At 41.6% G+C, this 18,458-nt stretch carries 15 protein-coding genes; 9 read left to right on the forward strand and 6 right to left on the reverse strand.

Features of this window, described 5'->3' with window-relative positions; all coding sequences use genetic code 11:
• The 3 genes from Q7657_RS00615 to Q7657_RS00625 all read right to left on the reverse strand — a co-directional run bounded on the left by Q7657_RS00615 (position 1) and on the right by Q7657_RS00625 (position 3,556).
• Positions 1-732 carry a GTPase gene (locus tag Q7657_RS00615; protein WP_107166434.1) on the reverse strand — a complete coding sequence of 244 codons (732 nt, stop codon included), beginning with the start codon at positions 730-732 and terminating at the stop codon, positions 1-3.
• Between the two features lie 63 nt (positions 733-795).
• Positions 796-927: a hypothetical protein gene (locus Q7657_RS00620; protein WP_258178275.1), complete on the reverse strand. Its 132-nt coding sequence runs from the start codon at positions 925-927 to the stop codon at positions 796-798.
• A 430-nt stretch (positions 928-1,357) separates the two neighbouring features.
• Complete coding sequence (locus Q7657_RS00625; protein WP_107166435.1) at positions 1,358-3,556, reverse strand: immunoglobulin-like domain-containing protein; 2,199 nt, start codon at positions 3,554-3,556, stop codon at positions 1,358-1,360.
• A 511-nt stretch (positions 3,557-4,067) separates the two neighbouring features.
• Between Q7657_RS00625 and Q7657_RS00630 the strand changes: the two genes are divergently transcribed.
• Positions 4,068-4,748 (forward strand): toxin-antitoxin system YwqK family antitoxin, encoded by a 681-nt coding sequence (locus tag Q7657_RS00630; RefSeq protein WP_107166436.1) that lies wholly within the window; start codon positions 4,068-4,070, stop codon positions 4,746-4,748.
• 322 nt (positions 4,749-5,070) lie between these two features.
• Here Q7657_RS00630 and Q7657_RS00635 read toward each other — a convergent pair whose 3' ends face one another.
• Genes Q7657_RS00635 through Q7657_RS00645 form a run of 3 tightly spaced genes read right to left on the reverse strand, consistent with a single transcriptional unit; the run spans position 5,071 to position 8,989 of the window.
• Positions 5,071-5,916 (reverse strand): DmsC/YnfH family molybdoenzyme membrane anchor subunit, encoded by an 846-nt coding sequence (locus Q7657_RS00635; RefSeq protein ID WP_107166438.1) that lies wholly within the window; start codon positions 5,914-5,916, stop codon positions 5,071-5,073.
• Between the two features lies 1 nt (position 5,917).
• Positions 5,918-6,535 carry a DMSO/selenate family reductase complex B subunit gene (locus Q7657_RS00640; protein ID WP_008988756.1) on the reverse strand — a complete coding sequence of 206 codons (618 nt, stop codon included), beginning with the start codon at positions 6,533-6,535 and terminating at the stop codon, positions 5,918-5,920.
• A gap of 9 nt (positions 6,536-6,544) precedes the next feature.
• Positions 6,545-8,989 carry a DmsA/YnfE/YnfF family dimethyl sulfoxide reductase gene (locus Q7657_RS00645; RefSeq protein ID WP_107166439.1) on the reverse strand — a complete coding sequence of 815 codons (2,445 nt, stop codon included), beginning with the start codon at positions 8,987-8,989 and terminating at the stop codon, positions 6,545-6,547.
• A gap of 310 nt (positions 8,990-9,299) precedes the next feature.
• Here Q7657_RS00645 and Q7657_RS00650 point away from each other — a divergent pair, with 310 nt between their 5' ends.
• The 8 genes from Q7657_RS00650 (at position 9,300) to Q7657_RS00685 (ending at position 18,454) form a co-directional block, all read left to right on the forward strand.
• Positions 9,300-9,881, forward strand: coding sequence for a TorD/DmsD family molecular chaperone (locus Q7657_RS00650; RefSeq protein WP_107166440.1), 582 nt, complete (start codon positions 9,300-9,302; stop codon positions 9,879-9,881).
• A complete protein-coding gene (locus Q7657_RS00655; protein ID WP_258178276.1) occupies positions 9,881-10,408 on the forward strand; it encodes a 4Fe-4S binding protein in 528 nt (175 codons plus the stop codon). The genes Q7657_RS00650 and Q7657_RS00655 overlap by 1 nt, the downstream gene beginning before the upstream one ends.
• 193 nt (positions 10,409-10,601) lie before the next feature.
• Positions 10,602-12,086: a carbon starvation CstA family protein gene (locus Q7657_RS00660; protein ID WP_107166441.1), complete on the forward strand. Its 1,485-nt coding sequence runs from the start codon at positions 10,602-10,604 to the stop codon at positions 12,084-12,086.
• A 123-nt stretch (positions 12,087-12,209) separates the two neighbouring features.
• Positions 12,210-13,880, forward strand: coding sequence for a sensor histidine kinase (locus Q7657_RS00665; RefSeq protein WP_107166442.1), 1,671 nt, complete (start codon positions 12,210-12,212; stop codon positions 13,878-13,880).
• 32 nt (positions 13,881-13,912) lie between these two features.
• The gene (btsR, locus tag Q7657_RS00670) at positions 13,913-14,641 is read left to right on the forward strand and encodes a two-component system response regulator BtsR (protein WP_053987766.1); all 729 of its coding nucleotides are present in this window, start codon (positions 13,913-13,915) and stop codon (positions 14,639-14,641) included.
• 559 nt (positions 14,642-15,200) lie between these two features.
• Positions 15,201-15,704 carry a thiol peroxidase gene (tpx, locus tag Q7657_RS00675; protein WP_107166443.1) on the forward strand — a complete coding sequence of 168 codons (504 nt, stop codon included), beginning with the start codon at positions 15,201-15,203 and terminating at the stop codon, positions 15,702-15,704.
• Positions 15,705-16,313, forward strand: coding sequence for a peroxiredoxin (locus tag Q7657_RS00680; protein ID WP_053987768.1), 609 nt, complete (start codon positions 15,705-15,707; stop codon positions 16,311-16,313).
• A gap of 1,022 nt (positions 16,314-17,335) precedes the next feature.
• Positions 17,336-18,454 carry a hypothetical protein gene (locus tag Q7657_RS00685; RefSeq protein WP_107166444.1) on the forward strand — a complete coding sequence of 373 codons (1,119 nt, stop codon included), beginning with the start codon at positions 17,336-17,338 and terminating at the stop codon, positions 18,452-18,454.
• The last annotated feature ends 4 nt before the right edge of the window (positions 18,455-18,458 follow it).

Raw genomic sequence — 18,458 nt, forward strand, 5'->3', positions numbered from 1 at the left:
TTATACCTCGGCTTCTTGCATTAATTGAACAACGTTATCACGCATAAAGTTAGACATCGCAGAGAGATCTTCCCATGTTTCTCTGTTCGTATGCGTAATACAGTTTATAAAGGATTGAGAGAGATAAGGATCTTGATGTAGCCATTGGCTAACATATTGTGCGGTATAAGAAACATGCCTCATTTCATCTTCAAGGATATTTTGTATGGTTGGCTGCATGTCTTTCATATATTGCTCATTACTTCCTTCGATGATTTTCAAATGGAGTAATAACAATCGCCAAGAGCGCACTTCGATGGAATGAACTCTAAAAATAAACGTTTTAATATTATCATCAAAGTCTAATATTTTTGTTAATTCGCCTTCGACACCGGTGTCATCAACTTCGGCTTCATAGCCCGTCAAAGGAATAAGGCTGGCAAACATTGTTGAGTGATTCATCTCATCGTTATAATGCCTTAGCATTTTTTGTTTTAATTCTTCATCTGCATAACGATTTGCCATTAAACGAAGTCTTGCTGCGCCTTTTGCTTCATCTATTGAATTATGAAGTAAGTAATAAGCCATCATCTTTTTACTTCTAAAGATTGTTTTCGCCAACCCTTCCATTAATTCAGAAGTAAAAGAAAGATCCGCCGTTAAATATTTCTCAATGCATTCTTTATATTCATCCGATGGATTCACATTAAAGCTTTCAAGCATTGCATATAATTCATTTTGAATATTATTCATATTTATGCGCCTAATATCTGAAAAGCACTCATTAAATGATGAGTGCTTTTATGAGGTTATTCGTTATTTCTTTTTGCTTTCTACATCTGGATTTGACTCAAAAGCAGCATTAGAGCGCACTAATCGTGGCGGTTGATCTTCAATGTTTAAACCTTTTAGCTTCACTGACATGGCTGCTTGTAATTTATCTTTCATTTTTTAGTCCTTAATTATTTAATTTTTATCATTTCCAAATACGCTCAATCTAGAGCTCTATTTGCAACTAAAAGTTAACATTAAGATTATCAAAAAGACTATTAGACGAAAGTATTATACCTTCAAGGAATTGATGTAGTTCTCATTATTCAAGTATTGATGGAAATAAAATTACAATAAAACCAAGATGTTTTATAAAAAATTATAAAATAGAAAAGCATTCGATAGATTAAAAATAAATTAACCATATTTATATTGTATCAATAGAAATAAAACTACGATTTTTATTATTCAAACGATGTCGATATATTTATTGCGATTCATCTTCTTGACCGTGAAGATGCACCCGTTAATAAGAGATACCCATAAAAATTAAACAAAAAAGCCAGCACTTAACATGCTGGCTTTCGTTTATTTAGCTAATGGTCGCTTATAGCTTATCCCATGCATCAGCCCAGTGTTGGCTTGCACCCGGTGCGTATGAAGCACTTGCACACCAGCCTGTGTAAGGCCATGGTTTACATTGGTATACGTTACCGTCTGTGCCTAATACTTGATCGCCTGCTTGGTACGCTTTACCTGCTTCATAAGCAGGAACATCGGTAACTGGCGGCTCAACTGTACCTTGCTCTTCTAGTGTGAAGTGGTGGCGAGATTCCACTTGCTCACCTTTTGACTGAGCAATCATGCGTAGTGAGTGTTTACCTTCCGCTACGTTATCTAGCACTAATTGAATGGCGCTGTTACCTGTAAAATCAGCACTGAAGTTACCGCCATTAACTGGGTAGCCCATAGCGTCAATCACATCAATCTGAACAGAACTTGCTTTGTTCGCTGTGTAATTCAGGTTCAGTGTCGCTGTACCGTTAGTGATCTTATACGTGCTGTTTACGCCAGCTAGCGATGCGGTGAAATCCGCTTCTGGTTGTGGTGGTACAACGCCGCCACAGTCGCTATCGCCCGCTTCACGCCACACGCCCCATTCACCTGTTGTGCCTGGTTCGTCACCTTGTGTCCACCAGCCAGCTTGCCAGTTCTTACCGTTGTGGCTTACTACATCACCTTCAACATAAGTTGCATCGGCTTTCCACGGGTTAGTACACACGATAGAACCATCATTAACCACCACGGTACGCTTCACTGTTACTGTTTGGTTTGCGCTGTCTGTAATTGAGTAAACAAGCTCATATTGACCAGCAACTGCGGTGTTTACTGTGCCAGATACCGTAATGTTTGCGGTTAGATCGCCATCTTCTGCATCCGATGCTGATACGCCAGCCATTGGATCGAAGCTTTCACCAATTTTCACGACTGCATTGGCGACACCAGAAAACGTTGGTAATGCGCTAAATACGGTGACTTTACGTGGTGATACGGTTTCGTTGTTATCAGAATCTGTTACAGAGTAAGTTAGTACATACTCGCCTACACGTTGTGTATCTACCGAACCTGACACGTTAATAGCTGATGTTAATGTGCCGTCTTCTTTATCGGTTGCGGTTACACCAGCCATTGGATCAAAGTTAGAACGGTGTTGAACACGCGCATCGGTTAAGCCCGTGATCACAGGTTTACCCGGTAGAACAACAGGTGGCACTTGGCTGTGAATGAACGGGCCGTAAGTGTTAATGAAGCTGCTGTTGTACGCTTGACCCGCAGCGTTAGTGCCGATATCCCAGTTGATTGACCATGTCATTACACCACGTAATGGCTGAGATTGTGCTTCAAGGCGTTTGAATGCATCGAACAAGTCTTGTGGATCTTGCACGTAACCTGTTGCTGCCGCATCGATGTTGGTTGGAATACCAAATACAAGTTTGTCGTGTGGGATCTTAGTGAAACCACGAGTACCATTAATCAATGAATCAGACATGTAGTAGATGAACTCTTCTTTTAGCTCATCTTTACTTTGTGCAATCCAGCCAATGCCTTCAACGTAAACACCGTCACCGCCTTGGTTGTAAAACTGTGGGTTGATCCAGTCGTAGTAACCTTCAAGACCTGTGATGTAAGGAATGTATTTACCTGATGTGGTTAAGTATGGGAACTCTGGTGCCATGGTAATTAAGAAGTTTTTACCTTGTGCACGGTAGTGATCTTTAACCATACGCAATGCTGCTGGAATAACGGTTTGGTTATCAGCCGCATCAATGGCAGCTTGCTCTAGATCGATATCTAGACCATCGAAACCGTATAGATCCGTTAGACGAATGATTTCATCAGCAAAAGCTTGCTCGTCGCCTTTTTTCATTTCAACGTGCGCGTCTGCACCACCTAGCGCAAGCAGCACTGCACGACCTTGATCGTTAAGCTGTTTGATTTGCTCGATGAATTGTTGCTCTGTTAGACCTGTCGCTGGATCTAAATGGAAAGTAGGAATACGCCCTGCTGCAACGTCATAAACTTTCATGAAAGACACATCAACCACGTTATACATTGGGTTAATGTCTTTTAGTGTCATTGCTGGTGCGTTACCCATTTTATAACCTTGGCCATCAGCCCAGTTATGCCAGTAACCTACAACAACGCCACCTTCTGGGTTAACCATTTCATCGCCAGCGTGAGCGGTAAAGCTAATTGCGCAAGACAGTGCAACTGCACTCAATGCAAATAGAGATGTTTTTTTCATTTTATTACTCTCATTAAATTACATTCACAAGTAGGCAGGCTTTACTCAGCTCACCCTAGATGAGCAAAGCATAACGGAGCTAATAAAAATCCAAAGTTGCGAGATGTAACAGAACGTTTTTATTACTCTTTTTAGGTAATCATCCCGATTCAAATTTATGACATTCGCTTGTTATTTATTTGGCGAAATAACGCAAAACATGAAACATCCAGAAAATAGATTTGAGATCTGCTTTCATAGAAACCCTATTTTTTAATCACCGACGATACTTTTTTGACGCTAATTTTTATAAACCATCAAAAATAAAATTATAATTAACGATAAGTGGAAGATTTTATATTCTATATAAATATATTTAACTGAAACATTTTGAAATATTTTTAGCACGCAGTGAGTAAGATCTTATCTCTCACGATGTGACTAACTTTTGATACCACTGTTTCATTGTGTCATTACAGCAAATAGATAGGCATATACTCAGTTTATCACTGCCGTAATATGGAGTAGCACGATGAAACTTACCCCCATGCTGATCGCAATGTATTTGCTGCTGTTACCAATTTTATCGTCTGCTGCAACCCAAAAGAACTACTACCCCACTGGTGAGCTAAGAAGTATAGATAATTACGTCAATGGTCGACTCGAAGGACCTCGTATCGGGTTTTACAAAAGTGGTGCAGTCAGAACCAAAGGTTATTTCAAAAAAGGCAAACCTGAGGGAGTGGTAAAAAGCTATTACGAGAATGGTGCATTACAGCTTGTCGGCTATTTTCGTAACGGTAATCCTCAAGGGATCAGCAAAATTTATTACAAAAGCGGCGCATTAAAATACGAGGAGAACTATGTCAACGGACAAACTCATGGGCTACTGAAAGCTTACTATGAGAACGGTGTGATTAAGCTTGAAGAGAACTACGTTTATGGCAAGCCACAAGGCAGTTTAAAAGGCTATTATGATGATGGCACTTTAGAGTTTGAAGAAAACTACCTAAAAGGCAAACTCCACGGCACAGCTAAAAGTTACTTTAGAAATGGCAAGGTAAAAATTGAAGAATTTTATGTCGATGGCAAAAAGAACGGGGTGGTAAAGATCTATAACAAGCAAGGTGAGCAAATTGGTCAGCAGCGTTATCAAGACGATAAGTTATACCCAAGCGACTTCAAGATGCCTGATTCAGAGCAAAGTCACTGAGTTGAATTCAAGGAAGACAACGAAGCGGAATAGCGGGCTCTTTCCAAGTTGTCTGACGCAAGAAGTCGGCTCAGTGACACGCTCCCAAAGGGCGAGCGTCCTTAGCTCTCAGGCTTTGTTAACGATTCTCAATGTAGAACCACTATATCTTCGAATCGTTGCCGCGCCTGAGAACTAAGGTCGTCTCGCTGAACACTGCATCTTGAGGTTGCTTGGGTATTATTGAAAGTCGTGAATAAAAAAATGGATAGAAGCTCTCGCCCCTATCCATTGTATTTTCAGCTTATCACTTAAACTTATATGCTCTTATGATTTCAGAGCCTTACATACCTGCGCTTAAGTGCATGCCGTAAAACATGCCACGACCGATTAGCTCTGCTACTACTATCATGGTAAACGCCATTGCCATCGGAAGTACTGCCACTTTCTTACGCTGAACCACTGGCAATAACCACAACACCATTGCAACTACCGTTAAAACGATACGGGTTAGCTGTAAGCTTGTGTGCTCAGGTACGACGGCTAATGCGCTAGTCACACTGGTTTCAATGCTTGCAAGGTGCGATGAAAGCAACATCACAACCATCACGACTGCGAACATGCCAACCAGACCCATGATAGGTAACAGCTTATTCGCCGCTGTGCTGTCATGTTTTGCTACTGATAACAATAGTTGTGCTAATGCCGTACCGCTGATCAGCATGGTGATCATAAATGCCGCAGGTGTTAATGGTGTGTACCATGTTGGTACGGTATCAATCATGTAAACCATGGTCATGGCATACATAAAGGCAACACCCACCAGCATTGCACCCACCATAAAGGCTTTGCGAATTGCCACACTGCCAAGCTTTAATACTGACAATAGCCAGAACATGCCACCTAAAGCAAAGAACGCACTGCCCGTTGCAATTTCATTTGATAGCCAAGAGCTACCCAACATGTTCAACGCATTCATTGCACGCAGTGGGCTACCAAGGTGCATGATAGAAGCTAAGAAGCCCACGCCCATGATCGCCCATAAACCGAACATCGCTTGATGTAGACGCTTTTCCGCTGCCAGCGATAACTGTTTTGTTAACATCATGGTGGCTAACACTAAAAATGCACCAACCGATGTTTGTGCCAATACCGTAAAAACGATAAGCGGCCATTCATGCCATGCCATATTACACTTCCTTCGGGTTAGCCAAGTGACCTGTGGTATCTCCACATGGACGCGCATGGCGGTTCGGTTTAATGATGATGTTTGGTTGGGTTAGTGATGCTTTTGGTAGCGGTGCTACTTCTGCATGGCTGCCGTATTTAGCACGCAGCTCAGCAATAGGGCCAAACTCCAATGCACGTAGTGGACAAGAATCCACACAAATCGGCTGTAACCCTTGACCCACACGCTCGTAACAACCATCGCACTTGGTCATGTGACCTTTTTCAGCATTGTATTGTGGTGCGCCATAAGGACATGCCATACCGCAGTACTGACAACCGATACATTTTTCAGTATCAACCACCACAAAACCGTCTTCTTTACGCTTGTGCATTGCGCCACTTGGACACACCTTGGTACAAGCAGGTTTCGTACAGTGGTTACACGCAATAGATACGTAGTAAGAGAACACGTCTTGACGCCAAGTGCCGTTATCTTCTACCCAATTACCACCTGCGTATTCATACACACGACGGAAGTTAACACCCACATCTAAGTCTTTGTTGTCTTTACAAGAAAGCTGACACGTTTTACAACCGGTGCACTTACTTGAATCAATATAAAAGCCGTATTGTTTCATGCTTTAACCTTATGCCTTTTTCACCAGTTGAACTTCCACTAAGTTAGTGTGCTGTGGGTTACCTTTCGCTAGCGGACTTGGACGCTGTGACGTTAATACGTTGATACAGCCACCTTTATCGACTTTGCGTTTATCCGGTGCGTACCATGCGCCTTCACCCAACGCGACCACACCCGGCAGAATACGCGGCGTCACTTTAGCTGGAATTTGGGTTTCACCACGTTCGTTGAAGATACGGATCAAATCGCCATTTGCGATACCGCGTTGCTGAGCATCAATCGGGTTGATCCACATTTCTTGACGTGCCGCTTCTTTGATCACATCAACGTTGCCGTAGGTTGAGTGACAACGGGCTTTGTAGTGGAAACCTGTTAGCTGCAATGGGAATTGCTCACGTTTCTTCGAGTCCCAACCATCAAACGTCGACACATAAATCGGCAATGGATGGATCACTTCATCGTCTTGTAGCTCCCACGTTGCCGCAAGGTGTGCTAAACGCTCAGAGTAGATCTCGATCTTGCCCGATGGCGTAGTTAGTGGGTTCTTTTCTGGATCTTCACGGAAGTCTTTGTAAGCAACAAAGTGACCGTTTGGATCACGACGCTTGTAAATACCTAGCTTACGCATGGTTTCAAAATCAGGCAGTGATGGATCTTGCTCACGGGTTAACGCATACAAGTGACGTAGCCACCCTTCTTGATCGCGACCTTCGGTAAATTGCTCGCCCACACCCATGCGTTTTGAAATCTCAGCGCAGATCTCGTAAATACCTTTGGCTTCAAATTGCGGTTCAATCGCTTTATCAGCAAAAATGAAGTACGGCATGTTGGCCGCTTTAGTATCCATACAGAAATCAGATTGCTCTGAGGTTGTTAGATCCGGCAGTAAGATATCGGCATATTTCGCTGATGACGTCATATGGTTATCAATCACCACAATCAGCTCACAGGCTTTGTCATCTTGTAAAATATCGTGAGTTTTATTGATGTCAGAGTGCTGGTTGATCAAACAGTTACCAGCATAGTTCCAGATCATCTTAATTGGTGATTTAAGCTGTTTAACGCCACGAACACCATCACGTAGATCAGTCATCTCTGTGCCGCGTACAATCGCATCTGTCCATAGGAACATTGGGATCGACGCTTCAATCGGGTTAGTTAAGGTTGGGAAACGGACAAACGGAATGTTGTAGTCAGATTCACGTGCACCAGTACCACCACCGTTAATGCCCACGTTACCCGTTAGCAGTGCCAACATTGCGATCGCACGACAAGCAATTTCACCGTTTGCTGTACGTTGTAAACCCCAGCCTTGCAATACTGCACAAGGTTTTGTTGAGCCAATTTCACGGGCTGTTTTAATAATGGTATCAACTGGAATACCCGTAATTTGTGCTGCCCACTCTGGGGTTTTCACAATACCGTCTGTGCCTTCACCTAAGATATATGACTTGTAGTCACTCTTAGCTGGTGCTGATGCTGGTAGGGTTTTCTCATCGTAACCGACACAGTATTTATCCAAAAATGGCTGATCGACCAAATCTTCTTTGATCATCACATACGCCATCGCAGCAACGAACGCAGCATCTGTACCTGGACGAATTGGGATCCACTCATCTTCACGACCACCAGCAGTGTCGGTGTAGCGAGGGTCAATCATGATCATGCGCGCTTTTGAACGCTCTTTTGATTCCATTAAGTGATGGATCAAACCGCCGCCCGACATACGGGTTTCAGCAGGGTTATTACCAAATTGAACAATCAGCTTGGTGTTTTCAAGATCAGAGAACGAGTTACCTGCACCCCAACCACCGTAGGTGTAGTTAAGACCTTCTTTGATTTGTGCTGTTGAGTAGTCGCCGTAGTGATTTAAGTAACCACCACATAGGTTCATCATACGTGCCACAAGCGATCCCGCTGGCGGCCATGATTTAGTCACGGTGCCACCCAGCGTACCTGTACCGTAGTTAAGGTAGATCGCTTCGTTGCCATGATCTTTGATGATTCGCTTCATGTTATTAGCGATTTCATCGTAAGCCTCATCCCAAGTAATACGTTTGAATTTACCTTCACCACGATTACCGACACGCTTCATTGGGTACTTCAAGCGATCTGGATTGTAAACACGACGACGCATTGAACGACCACGTAAACACGCGCGCACTTGGTGATTGCCGTATTCGTCATCACCTGTGTTATCGGTTTCTACCCATTTGATTTCACCATCAACCACGTGCATACGTAATGGACAACGGCTACCACAGTTTACGGTACACGCACTCCAGACGATTTTCTCGTTCACTGCTTGCTCGGTGGCAGCAGCAACAGGGCTAGATTTAAATGGCAGGGTCATGGCGCTGGCAGTCGCAGCCAATCCACCGACAGCACTCGACGTTTTCATAAAATCACGTCTTGAGAGACCACCGGAAATCATTGCTTTCAGTGTGTTTTTCATAGGACAACTACTCATCAAAAATGCGAAAAGACTCTCGCGGTCTTTTTCTGGGCGTCCTTTTACACTCAAAGCGGAGGGTGAAATATTGCGCTCAATCAATAAAGCGTATTCGCAATATAAAATTCCATCATTGTTAAGTTACAACTGAGAAGTTAGTCACAAAATTTTATAAATTTAAATTATCTAGAATATTTAACAAGTTATTAATCATATAAATAAATATATCAGCACCCTGACTTTTTTGATTTAGCGCAATTTTTTCCTCGTATTAACTGGGTATGCTCCGCCAAAAATTTATAAAGTTGAATTAATGCATTACGAATCTACACTTTTTCGCCTTCTTGGTGGCTTATTGTTCTACTCACCACGCTCAAACAACGGCTCCACCATTCTGCAAGCCTTTGCTGAACAAGATGATGATTTATTAAAAAATATTGCAGCACTTGCGCACGCTGTTAACAGTGACGAGCTTGAATCCGATCACTTCCATTTGCTGCAAGGTAGTGGTGATATGCCGTGTCCACCTTGGGGATCGGCGTATTTAGATAAAGAAAATGCCCTGTTTGGCTCATCAACTTTGCAATACCGAGAGTTTACTCGCCAGCAAGGTTTCACCTGCGATACCGGTATGCGAGAGCCTGAAGATCACATTGGTTTAATGCTGATGTTGGTTTCAATATTGCTGGAACAAGAGAATCAAACAGCGGCGAATGAATTACTCTGTGAGCACTTAATGCCCTTTGCCCCTTTCATGCTAGAAAGCATGCAGCAACACGCAAAAACGGATTTTTACCAACAACTTGCCGCTTATACACTGGCGTGGTTAACCATCTATTGTGAAGAGCAACAATTGGAAATCGTGACACGTCATAACTACTGGCAAGAGGCGTAATGATGAAACACGATAGCGCCGATTTAATGCAGCAAGAGAGCGAAGTGAACCACAGTCGTCGTGGTTTATTTCGCGCGCTATCTCGTGGTGTTTCACAATCGGTTGAAACACCAGAGGCAGGAAAGATAAATGCAGGAAGACCACTTGGCGCTGTTGAAGAAAGTCTATTTACGCATCTTTGTGATAGCTGTTCGGCATGTGTGAGTGCGTGCCCACAGAATATCTTAACCATGGGTAACAATGGGCCTGTGATGGATCTCAGTTGCAACCATTGCACCTTTTGCCAAGCTTGTATTAATGCTTGCCCAACGCAAGCACTGAATACTCTAAACACCACAGATACAGGCTGGCGTCCAACTTTTAGTAAAAGCTGTAACGCTAAGATCTTTGATAATTGCCAAGAATGTGTCGATGATTGCCCGAAACAAGCACTCAGCCTGATTGCTAACAGCACACCAATACTAAATGACGATTGTAATGGCTGCGGAGAATGCCTATCGAGCTGTTATATTGGTGCGGTGTCGTAATCTAATTTTTATCTTCACTGGCTGTTATTAAGTTAAGTACGGCTTTATAACTCAAAACCCAAACCACTCATCCTTCATAACGACCACTCATCACACTATTCTGCCACTCACACATTGAGCGCATGCAGTAAATATAAGAGGCGAATATCATACGTCCTAAGCTTCCCCAAACACTCAATTAAGGACAATTGCTATGATGTGGTTTCTCACCTGTGTCGCAGCCCTCATTGGCGGCTACTTCATTTACGGTGCTTTCGTAGAGAAAGTATTCGGCATCAATGAACAACGTAAAACCCCTGCTCATACCAAAACTGACGGTGTCGACTTTGTTCCGATGTCGACCAAACGTGTTTACCTTGTTCAGCTGCTCAACATTGCCGGTGTTGGCCCTATCTTTGGCCCGATCATGGGTGCGCTATATGGTCCTGCCGCTATGCTTTGGATTGTGGTTGGCTGTATTTTCGCAGGTGCAGTACACGATTATTTCTCAGGTATGTTATCTATCCGTAATGGCGGTGCTTCAGTGCCAAGCATTACAGGTCGCTACTTAGGTAATGGCGCAAAACATTTTATGAACATCTTTGCCATTGTCCTATTGCTGCTTGTGGGTGTGGTGTTTGTTTCTGCTCCTGCCGATATGATCACAAATCTGATCAACGAGCAAACAAGCCTAACGGTTAACGTTACTACCATGGTTGTGCTGATCTTCGGCTACTACATTCTCGCGACGATTGTGCCTGTTGATAAAATCATTGGTCGATTCTACCCACTGTTTGGCGCACTGCTTATTTTCATGTCGGTTGGCCTAATGACTGCGATTGCGTTCTCTAGCGAACACACCGTAATGGGTGATTTCAAAGTCAGTGATATGCTTACTAACCTAAACCCAAATGACATGCCGCTATGGCCTGCACTGTTTATTACCATTGCCTGTGGTGCAATTTCTGGCTTCCATGCAACGCAATCTCCACTGATGGCGCGTTGTATGCACAACGAGAAAAACGGCCGTTTCGTATTCTACGGTGCGATGATCGGTGAAGGTGTGATTGCACTGATTTGGTGTGCTATTGCGCTGTCTTTCTTCGGCTCGCTTGAATCACTATCAGAAGCGGTGAAAAGTGGTGGCCCTGGTAACGTAGTTTATAGCGCATCCTTTGGTTTATTAGGCACATTCGGTGGTATCTTGGCTTTCCTTGGGGTGGTGATTCTGCCAATTACCTCTGGTGACACAGCGTTTCGTTCAAGCCGTTTGATCTTGGCTGAATACTTCAATGTTGAGCAAAAAACACTGCGTAATCGTCTACTAATGGCTGTGCCACTGTTTGTCCTTGGTGGTATCTTAACTCAGGTTGATTTCGGTATTATCTGGCGTTACTTCGGCTTTGCTAACCAAACCACGGCGGTAATGATGTTGTGGACGGCTTCAGCTTACCTATTGCGTCATAACAAGCTGCACTGGATCACCACAGTTCCAGCTATCTTTATGACCACTGTGTGTGTGACTTTCATTTTAAACAACAGCACACTTGGTTTTGGTCTACCAATGCAGATCTCAACCATTGCGGGTATCGCTTTCTCACTCTTCGTGACAGGTTATGTGATCAAAACATCGAAAGGCAAAGGTGAAACGGATTTAGCAGATGAAGAGCAAGCACCAACAACCTCTGAAACAGCTTAACAATCAGTAACCTCAATCCCTCCGTCATTGATATGATCATGATGTAATAGTAAGAGCCTGCTCAATGCAGGCTCTTTTTGTTTACCTTACAATCTCGGCATTCTTTTCAAGGTTAGGTTCACCATGGAACTGGTTCTCTCCCTATTACAACAATTGTGTGTTTACTTAGTGCTGGCGTATATGCTGAGTAAAACCCCGATCTTCTTACCCCTACTGAGTATTTCTTCACGCCTTAGCCACAAAGTGATTTGCTACTTACTGTTTTCAAGTTTCTGCATTCTTGGCACTTACTTTGGCTTACATATCAACGATGCAATTGCGAACACCCGTGCTATTGGTGCTGTCATGGGCGGCTTATTTGGCGGTCCTGTGGTGGGTTTTGCGGTAGGTTTAACGGGCGGTATTCATCGTTATACGCTCGGTGGCTTTACCGATCTTGCCTGTACTATTTCAACCACTGCCGAAGGCTTGATCGGCGGTTTACTCCATGTTTACCTGCTTAAGCGTAACAAAGGCGCATTGTTATTTAACCCTTGCATGGTATTTGGTGTCACCTTTGTCGCTGAAGTGGTGCAAATGCTCATCTTGATCACAGTCGCCAAACCTTTCGAGCAAGCCTATGAGCTGGTTTCTACCATTGCCGTTCCGATGATCATAGCCAATTCCGTGGGTGCCGCATTGTTTATGAGTATTCTGCAAGATCGTAAAACGATATTTGAAAAGTATTCAGCCACGTTTTCACGTCGCGCTTTAACCATTGCTGATCGCTCGGTGGGGATTCTAAGCACAGGCTTTAACAGTAAAAACGCCAATAAGATCGCGCGTATTATTTACGAAGAAACCAAAGTCGGGGCTGTAGCCATTACCGATCAGGAAAAAATCTTGGCTTTTGTCGGTATTGGAGACGATCACCATCAACCTAACACCCCTATTTCATCGCAAAGTACCTTAGATTCGATGGCGCAAAACGACATCATCTACCTCGATGGGCGTGAACATCCTTATCAATGCTCATTAGCATCTGAGTGTAAGCTGGGATCGGCTCTGATCATTCCGCTACGCGCAGGTAATAAGGTAGTCGGTACGATTAAACTTTATGAGCCAAAACGTAAGCTCTTTTCTACCGTCAATATGTCGATGGCAGAAGGGATTGCGCAGCTATTGTCGAGCCAAATTCTCTACGGTGATTACTTACAGCAACAAACCTTATTATCACAAGCGGAAATTAAGCTGTTACATGCGCAAGTGAACCCTCACTTCTTGTTTAATGCGCTTAATACCATCAGTGCGATCACCAGACGCGATCCTGATAAAGCCCGTAAGCTTATTCAAAACTTATCGCAGTTTTTCCGCAGTAACTTAAAGCAAAATATTAATACCGTGACGCTACGCGAAGAGTTAGCCCATGTGAATGCCTACCTCACAATTGAGAAAGCCCGTTTTACTGATCGCTTAACCGTCGATATTGATATTCAAGATCCATTACTCGATACAATATTGCCAAGTTTTACCCTGCAACCTCTGGTTGAGAATGCCATTAAACACGGTATTTCCGAGATGTTAGAAGGCGGCACAGTGAAAATTTATAGCCAGCCTCACCCACAAGGCAATGAAATCATCGTTGAAGATAATGCCGGTAATTATCAGCCACCAGCAGATAACCATGTTGGTTTAGGTATGGAGATCGTCGGTAAACGACTATCCAATCAATTTGGTCGTGATTCAGCGCTAAAAATTGCCTGTGAGCAGCACCAATTTACCCGAATAAGCTTTATTATCCCCCACGCACAATAAGTACAATCAACACATATAAAAGGTCGTATTGGATGTTAACTGCGCTGGTCATTGATGATGAACAATTTGCCCGTGAAGAGCTGGCAGAGTTATTAGAAGAAACAGGTCACATTGAAGTGATTGGAGAAGCAGCTAACGCCATTATGGGGCTCAAGAAAATCAATGAGCTAAAACCGGATGTGGTGTTTTTAGATATTCAAATGCCACAAGTCACAGGCATTGAATTACTCGGTATGTTAGATCCCGACACCATGCCATATGTGGTGTTTGTGACCGCTTACGATCAATATGCGATTCAAGCCTTTGAAGATAACGCTTTTGATTATTTACTCAAGCCAGTTGATCCTAAGCGTTTAACCAAAACCGTTCACCGCTGTCATAAAGCGATCACGCAATCAGCCCAACCACAAACAGTGTCAGCCCTTGCACCAGAAAAGCTAGAGCAAATCCCTTGTGTTGGTCATAACCGTATTGTGATCATCGCAACTAACAATGTTGAATGTGCTTACAGCGATATCAGTGGTGTTCATGTTCGTGCCAGTGAGCAAACCGCAAGCACGCAACTGACCCTAAAAACCTTAGAAGAAAAAACGCCACTGGTGCGTTGTCATCGCCAATATCTCATCAATATTAAAGCGATCAGCGAGATTAAATTACTGGAAAATGGACTAGCAGAAATCATCACCACAACAGGGTTTGAAGTACCTATTAGTAGACGTTACCTCAAACCCCTAAAAGAAATGCTTGGCATTGTAAGTTAGCCTCGCCTTTCCCATTCATGCATAAACATCAACGATCTCGTTATTGCTAATAATCAATACTGAGATCGTTGTCTGCGCCCCCTTCGCTTATCAGTAAACATTTTCGACACCAAAACACTTGAACCTGATGTGACCAAGGTGTGATTGAGTCTCAATCATTCTTATCATTTACTGCCTAACTCAGCCGCATTAAGAACAACCACATCACAGCAACCACTTGATATGGCTATTTTTTGAACGTTCAAAGCGTCATCAGAAGTATCGAAACAAGACAAAAAATACACGTTCAAAATAAAAAACCATCACTCACTTAGCGATTTAACACAAAGCAAAATAAAGCTAACAAACAATTGATATTAAATAACTTTTTAGTAAGCATATTAAAGTTAGGCAAAACCATAACAAAGAAACAAACTGCTTATTTAAAATAATTAAATGAAAGAAAACCAACAGTAAAAACATTGTTATTAATATGTTTACATTATGCTTTTTAGCGATATTATAAGCGACCTTTATTCTATTGAATGAAATATAACCATATAAAACAAAGGTATATAATATGTCAGAAGTAACCTTCCAAGGCTCAACAATTAAACTGTCAGGCTTTTTCCCTCAAGTAGGTACACAAGCACCAGAGTTCACATTATGTGGCTCTGATCTAGGTGATATTTCATTATCATCACTAAAAGGCAAAAATGTTGTATTAAACATTTTCCCAAGTATCGACACACCTGTTTGTGCGCTTGGCGTAAAAGCTTTTAACCAAAAAGCAGCAAGCATCGACAATACTGTTGTCCTGTGTATCTCTGCAGATCTCCCTTTTGCAACAGGTCGTTTCTGCGCAGCTGAAGGTATTGAAAATGTACAAATGGCATCATTTTTCCGCAGCCCTGAATTTACACAAGCATACGGTGTAAAACTGGCTGAAGGTGCACTACGCGATTTAGCAACTCGTGCAGTAATTGTATTAAATGAAGAAGGCACAGTGATCCATGCAGAGCTAGTTGCAGAAATCACGGATGAACCCAACTACGATGCTGCTATTGCTGTACTGGAAAAATAAATGAAAAAGCTAACACTTCTTACAGCCTTATTACTATCAGGAAGCGCATTTGCACAATTTGCGACAACGGACGCAAATGCCAATTTCGGTCAAAAGCAAGTGGTAACGCTGGAAAAGACCACAACGTTTAACTTATCAGGTAAAGCGCTTAACGTTGGTGACTACATGCCATCAATGCAGCTGGTTACATCTGATCTTAAGCCATTTGATACCAGTACAGAAACAAACAGCGTTAAAATTTATAATGTATTAACGTCTGTTGATACTCCAGTTTGTATTCAACAAGCCATTGATCTATCAAAATTTGTTGCTGACAACAAAGCAGAGTTAAAAGGTATTGAGTTTTTAGCTATTAGTGCAGACACACCTTTTGCTCAGCAGCGTTTTCAAAAAAATCACAAACTAACAAACATCACATACCTTTCTGATTCATCAAAGCATCAATTTGGTATGAAAACAGGCTCTCAAATTGAAGAGTTGGGTTTATTAACTCGTAGTATTATCGTGACAGATAAGAATAATAAAGTGATTTACACTCAACGTGTTCCTGAGCTAACTACCATCCCTGATTTACAAGCAGCTGTCAAAATCGCACAAGCTAACCTGTAGTGCTGAATCTATAACAGAAGTTTAAGTGGCTCGGTATGAGCCACTTATTAACAATAATTAAAAGATAGAGACTATCAACACCATGTTGATGACACTCTGCCTACATTTAAAACCCAAACCTCAACGTGATAAACGTTGAGGTTTTTTATTATAAGCACAATTGAAAAAATTAAAGTCAATATAAAAACATTTAAAAACTATCAAAAAAGATAAAAAATCACTGATATTTGTAGTGTGAGAAAAATAAATATACATAAAAGAAATACAATCATCAAAAACATCAATTATTTGTATTTTTATATATTAATATTCCCTCTTAAAGTTTATATTTACAAAACAAACGTAAATATATAAATAGTAATCGCTATTCTTTTAATATTTTAAAATTGACAAAATTAACAACAAAGCAATTACCCTGCCTAAAAAACCATACAAAAAATCCACTATTGTATTTTTGCGATCATTATCATGCTTACAAAGAATAGCTATATACACAAAAAGACTGTTTATTGTACGTTATATAGGAAAGATAAAATGAATAATATTAATAAAACTTAAGCAAACAATAGTTCTGATTAACAAACAAATTAAACACAATAAATAATTAGCTATTGAAAATGTTGCTCTCGAATAATAATAAACCTTATATATTAATCTAAACCCCTTTTATAAATATATCTGAATTTTGATATGTTCTTTATTTTTTGTCTATTTAGGCATATAAGAAATATCTATAAAATAACAAGTTAAAGAAATAAAAAAGTAAGAAACTATATTATCTATCACATGAAAGAGTAGAAAAATACGATTGACGTTTATCGCCAATTGCCTATTCACTCGGCTCTTTCACGCTTTGACATCTCAATATATCGCAAATGTAATGAGTGATTTTAACTATATAAACAAGCGTTAATTAAAACTAATTGACTGATTTTAAATAAAAAGGAGAAGCACTACTTTAACTTAAAAATACAGATTATCAGACTGCTATTAAAATTATCTACAATCATAAGGAAATAAAAATGAGCCTTCTTAAGCGACATCTACTTCTCACCTTGCCATTCACTTTGTTATCAGCATCAAGCTTTGCTGATATCAATAGTAACTATATTGTTTCATCCATCACACTTTCTGCTGATCATAATGAAAGCCTTGGTGTGCCTATGATGTTTTACGCCAATGGCCGCATGCAATCTAAGCTAAATATTAATATTGCTTTCGCCGACAAATATGGCACTCCCGTATCAGTCAGTAACGATGAAGTAAAAAATGCGCTATCGTTTTACATCAAGAACAACGATACCCAATTAGGTCGGGATAAAGACTGTACTTATGGCAGCAACTGCTGGGGTTTCAGCTACAACGAAAATAGTTATGCCCATCAAATCAACAGTGTACATCGCAGTGCTGACAACTTACCCAACTCTCGTATTCTCTCAAATGCGTCAAATAAGCTAACGGCATGGGTGTACAGTAACGAAACCGCACAATATCGCCAAATCTGTGCAAAAGTTAGATTCACTGATGGCACTGCCTTCGATAGTTGTGAACATCCACGCGATGAAAATGCGCTCTACCAAAGTATACAACCTAAAGTTTATGGCGCTGCTGAATTTGCAGATATTGGACAAGGTGAAAAAGTCTGGGAAGACGCTGGAGATGGTTTCTACTTTGAAAAAGCAGAAGTACGCAATTTCTATATTACACCTTTAGATACTTCTGTCACGATGACCAAAGTGGCGATGGACAACAACCATGAATCAGACAACAACTACGTATTCTTAAACGACCAATGGCTTGGCTGCTACGGTGATTGTCCAAACGGTTTCCGCTCAGTAAAAGGCTATATTTTTGAACCGGGTAGAGAACGTACTGTTTCAGATGAATACGTGTGGAATACAGCAGCAGGTGAAGGCCGCACTGCAACGTGGCGTATTAATCAAAGACTGCGCTCTGTGACCTTGAGCCAATTGCTGTTTTCTGGAAATACCTCCATCAATGACTCACAAAAAGAGTATCGCTTTACCGCATTTGACCAATACGGCAATCCCGCACGTCTAAAACTCACATACCCTCTAAATGATTCCTCAAATGGTAATCAAAAATGGGATTACACCAAATGGCAACTCACTAACCAGTAATTTT

The sequence above is a fragment of the Candidatus Photobacterium acropomis genome (assembly GCF_030685555.1).
Taxonomy (GTDB): domain Bacteria; phylum Pseudomonadota; class Gammaproteobacteria; order Enterobacterales; family Vibrionaceae; genus Photobacterium; species Photobacterium lucens.

What these genes read in the sequence shown, in the direction of transcription:
- Q7657_RS00615 (WP_107166434.1), bottom strand. Translation starts at nt 732, where the DNA reads ATGAATAATATTCAAAATGAATTATATGCAATGCTTGAAAGCTTTAAT.
- Q7657_RS00620 (WP_258178275.1), bottom strand. Translation starts at nt 927, where the DNA reads ATGAAAGATAAATTACAAGCAGCCATGTCAGTGAAGCTAAAAGGTTTA.
- Q7657_RS00625 (WP_107166435.1), bottom strand. Translation starts at nt 3,556, where the DNA reads ATGAAAAAAACATCTCTATTTGCATTGAGTGCAGTTGCACTGTCTTGC.
- Q7657_RS00630 (WP_107166436.1), top strand. Translation starts at nt 4,068, where the DNA reads ATGAAACTTACCCCCATGCTGATCGCAATGTATTTGCTGCTGTTACCA.
- Q7657_RS00635 (WP_107166438.1), bottom strand. Translation starts at nt 5,916, where the DNA reads ATGGCATGGCATGAATGGCCGCTTATCGTTTTTACGGTATTGGCACAA.
- Q7657_RS00640 (WP_008988756.1), bottom strand. Translation starts at nt 6,535, where the DNA reads ATGAAACAATACGGCTTTTATATTGATTCAAGTAAGTGCACCGGTTGT.
- Q7657_RS00645 (WP_107166439.1), bottom strand. Translation starts at nt 8,989, where the DNA reads ATGAAAAACACACTGAAAGCAATGATTTCCGGTGGTCTCTCAAGACGT.
- Q7657_RS00650 (WP_107166440.1), top strand. Translation starts at nt 9,300, where the DNA reads ATGCATTACGAATCTACACTTTTTCGCCTTCTTGGTGGCTTATTGTTC.
- Q7657_RS00655 (WP_258178276.1), top strand. Translation starts at nt 9,881, where the DNA reads ATGATGAAACACGATAGCGCCGATTTAATGCAGCAAGAGAGCGAAGTG.
- Q7657_RS00660 (WP_107166441.1), top strand. Translation starts at nt 10,602, where the DNA reads ATGATGTGGTTTCTCACCTGTGTCGCAGCCCTCATTGGCGGCTACTTC.
- Q7657_RS00665 (WP_107166442.1), top strand. Translation starts at nt 12,210, where the DNA reads ATGGAACTGGTTCTCTCCCTATTACAACAATTGTGTGTTTACTTAGTG.
- btsR (WP_053987766.1), top strand. Translation starts at nt 13,913, where the DNA reads ATGTTAACTGCGCTGGTCATTGATGATGAACAATTTGCCCGTGAAGAG.
- tpx (WP_107166443.1), top strand. Translation starts at nt 15,201, where the DNA reads ATGTCAGAAGTAACCTTCCAAGGCTCAACAATTAAACTGTCAGGCTTT.
- Q7657_RS00680 (WP_053987768.1), top strand. Translation starts at nt 15,705, where the DNA reads ATGAAAAAGCTAACACTTCTTACAGCCTTATTACTATCAGGAAGCGCA.
- Q7657_RS00685 (WP_107166444.1), top strand. Translation starts at nt 17,336, where the DNA reads ATGAGCCTTCTTAAGCGACATCTACTTCTCACCTTGCCATTCACTTTG.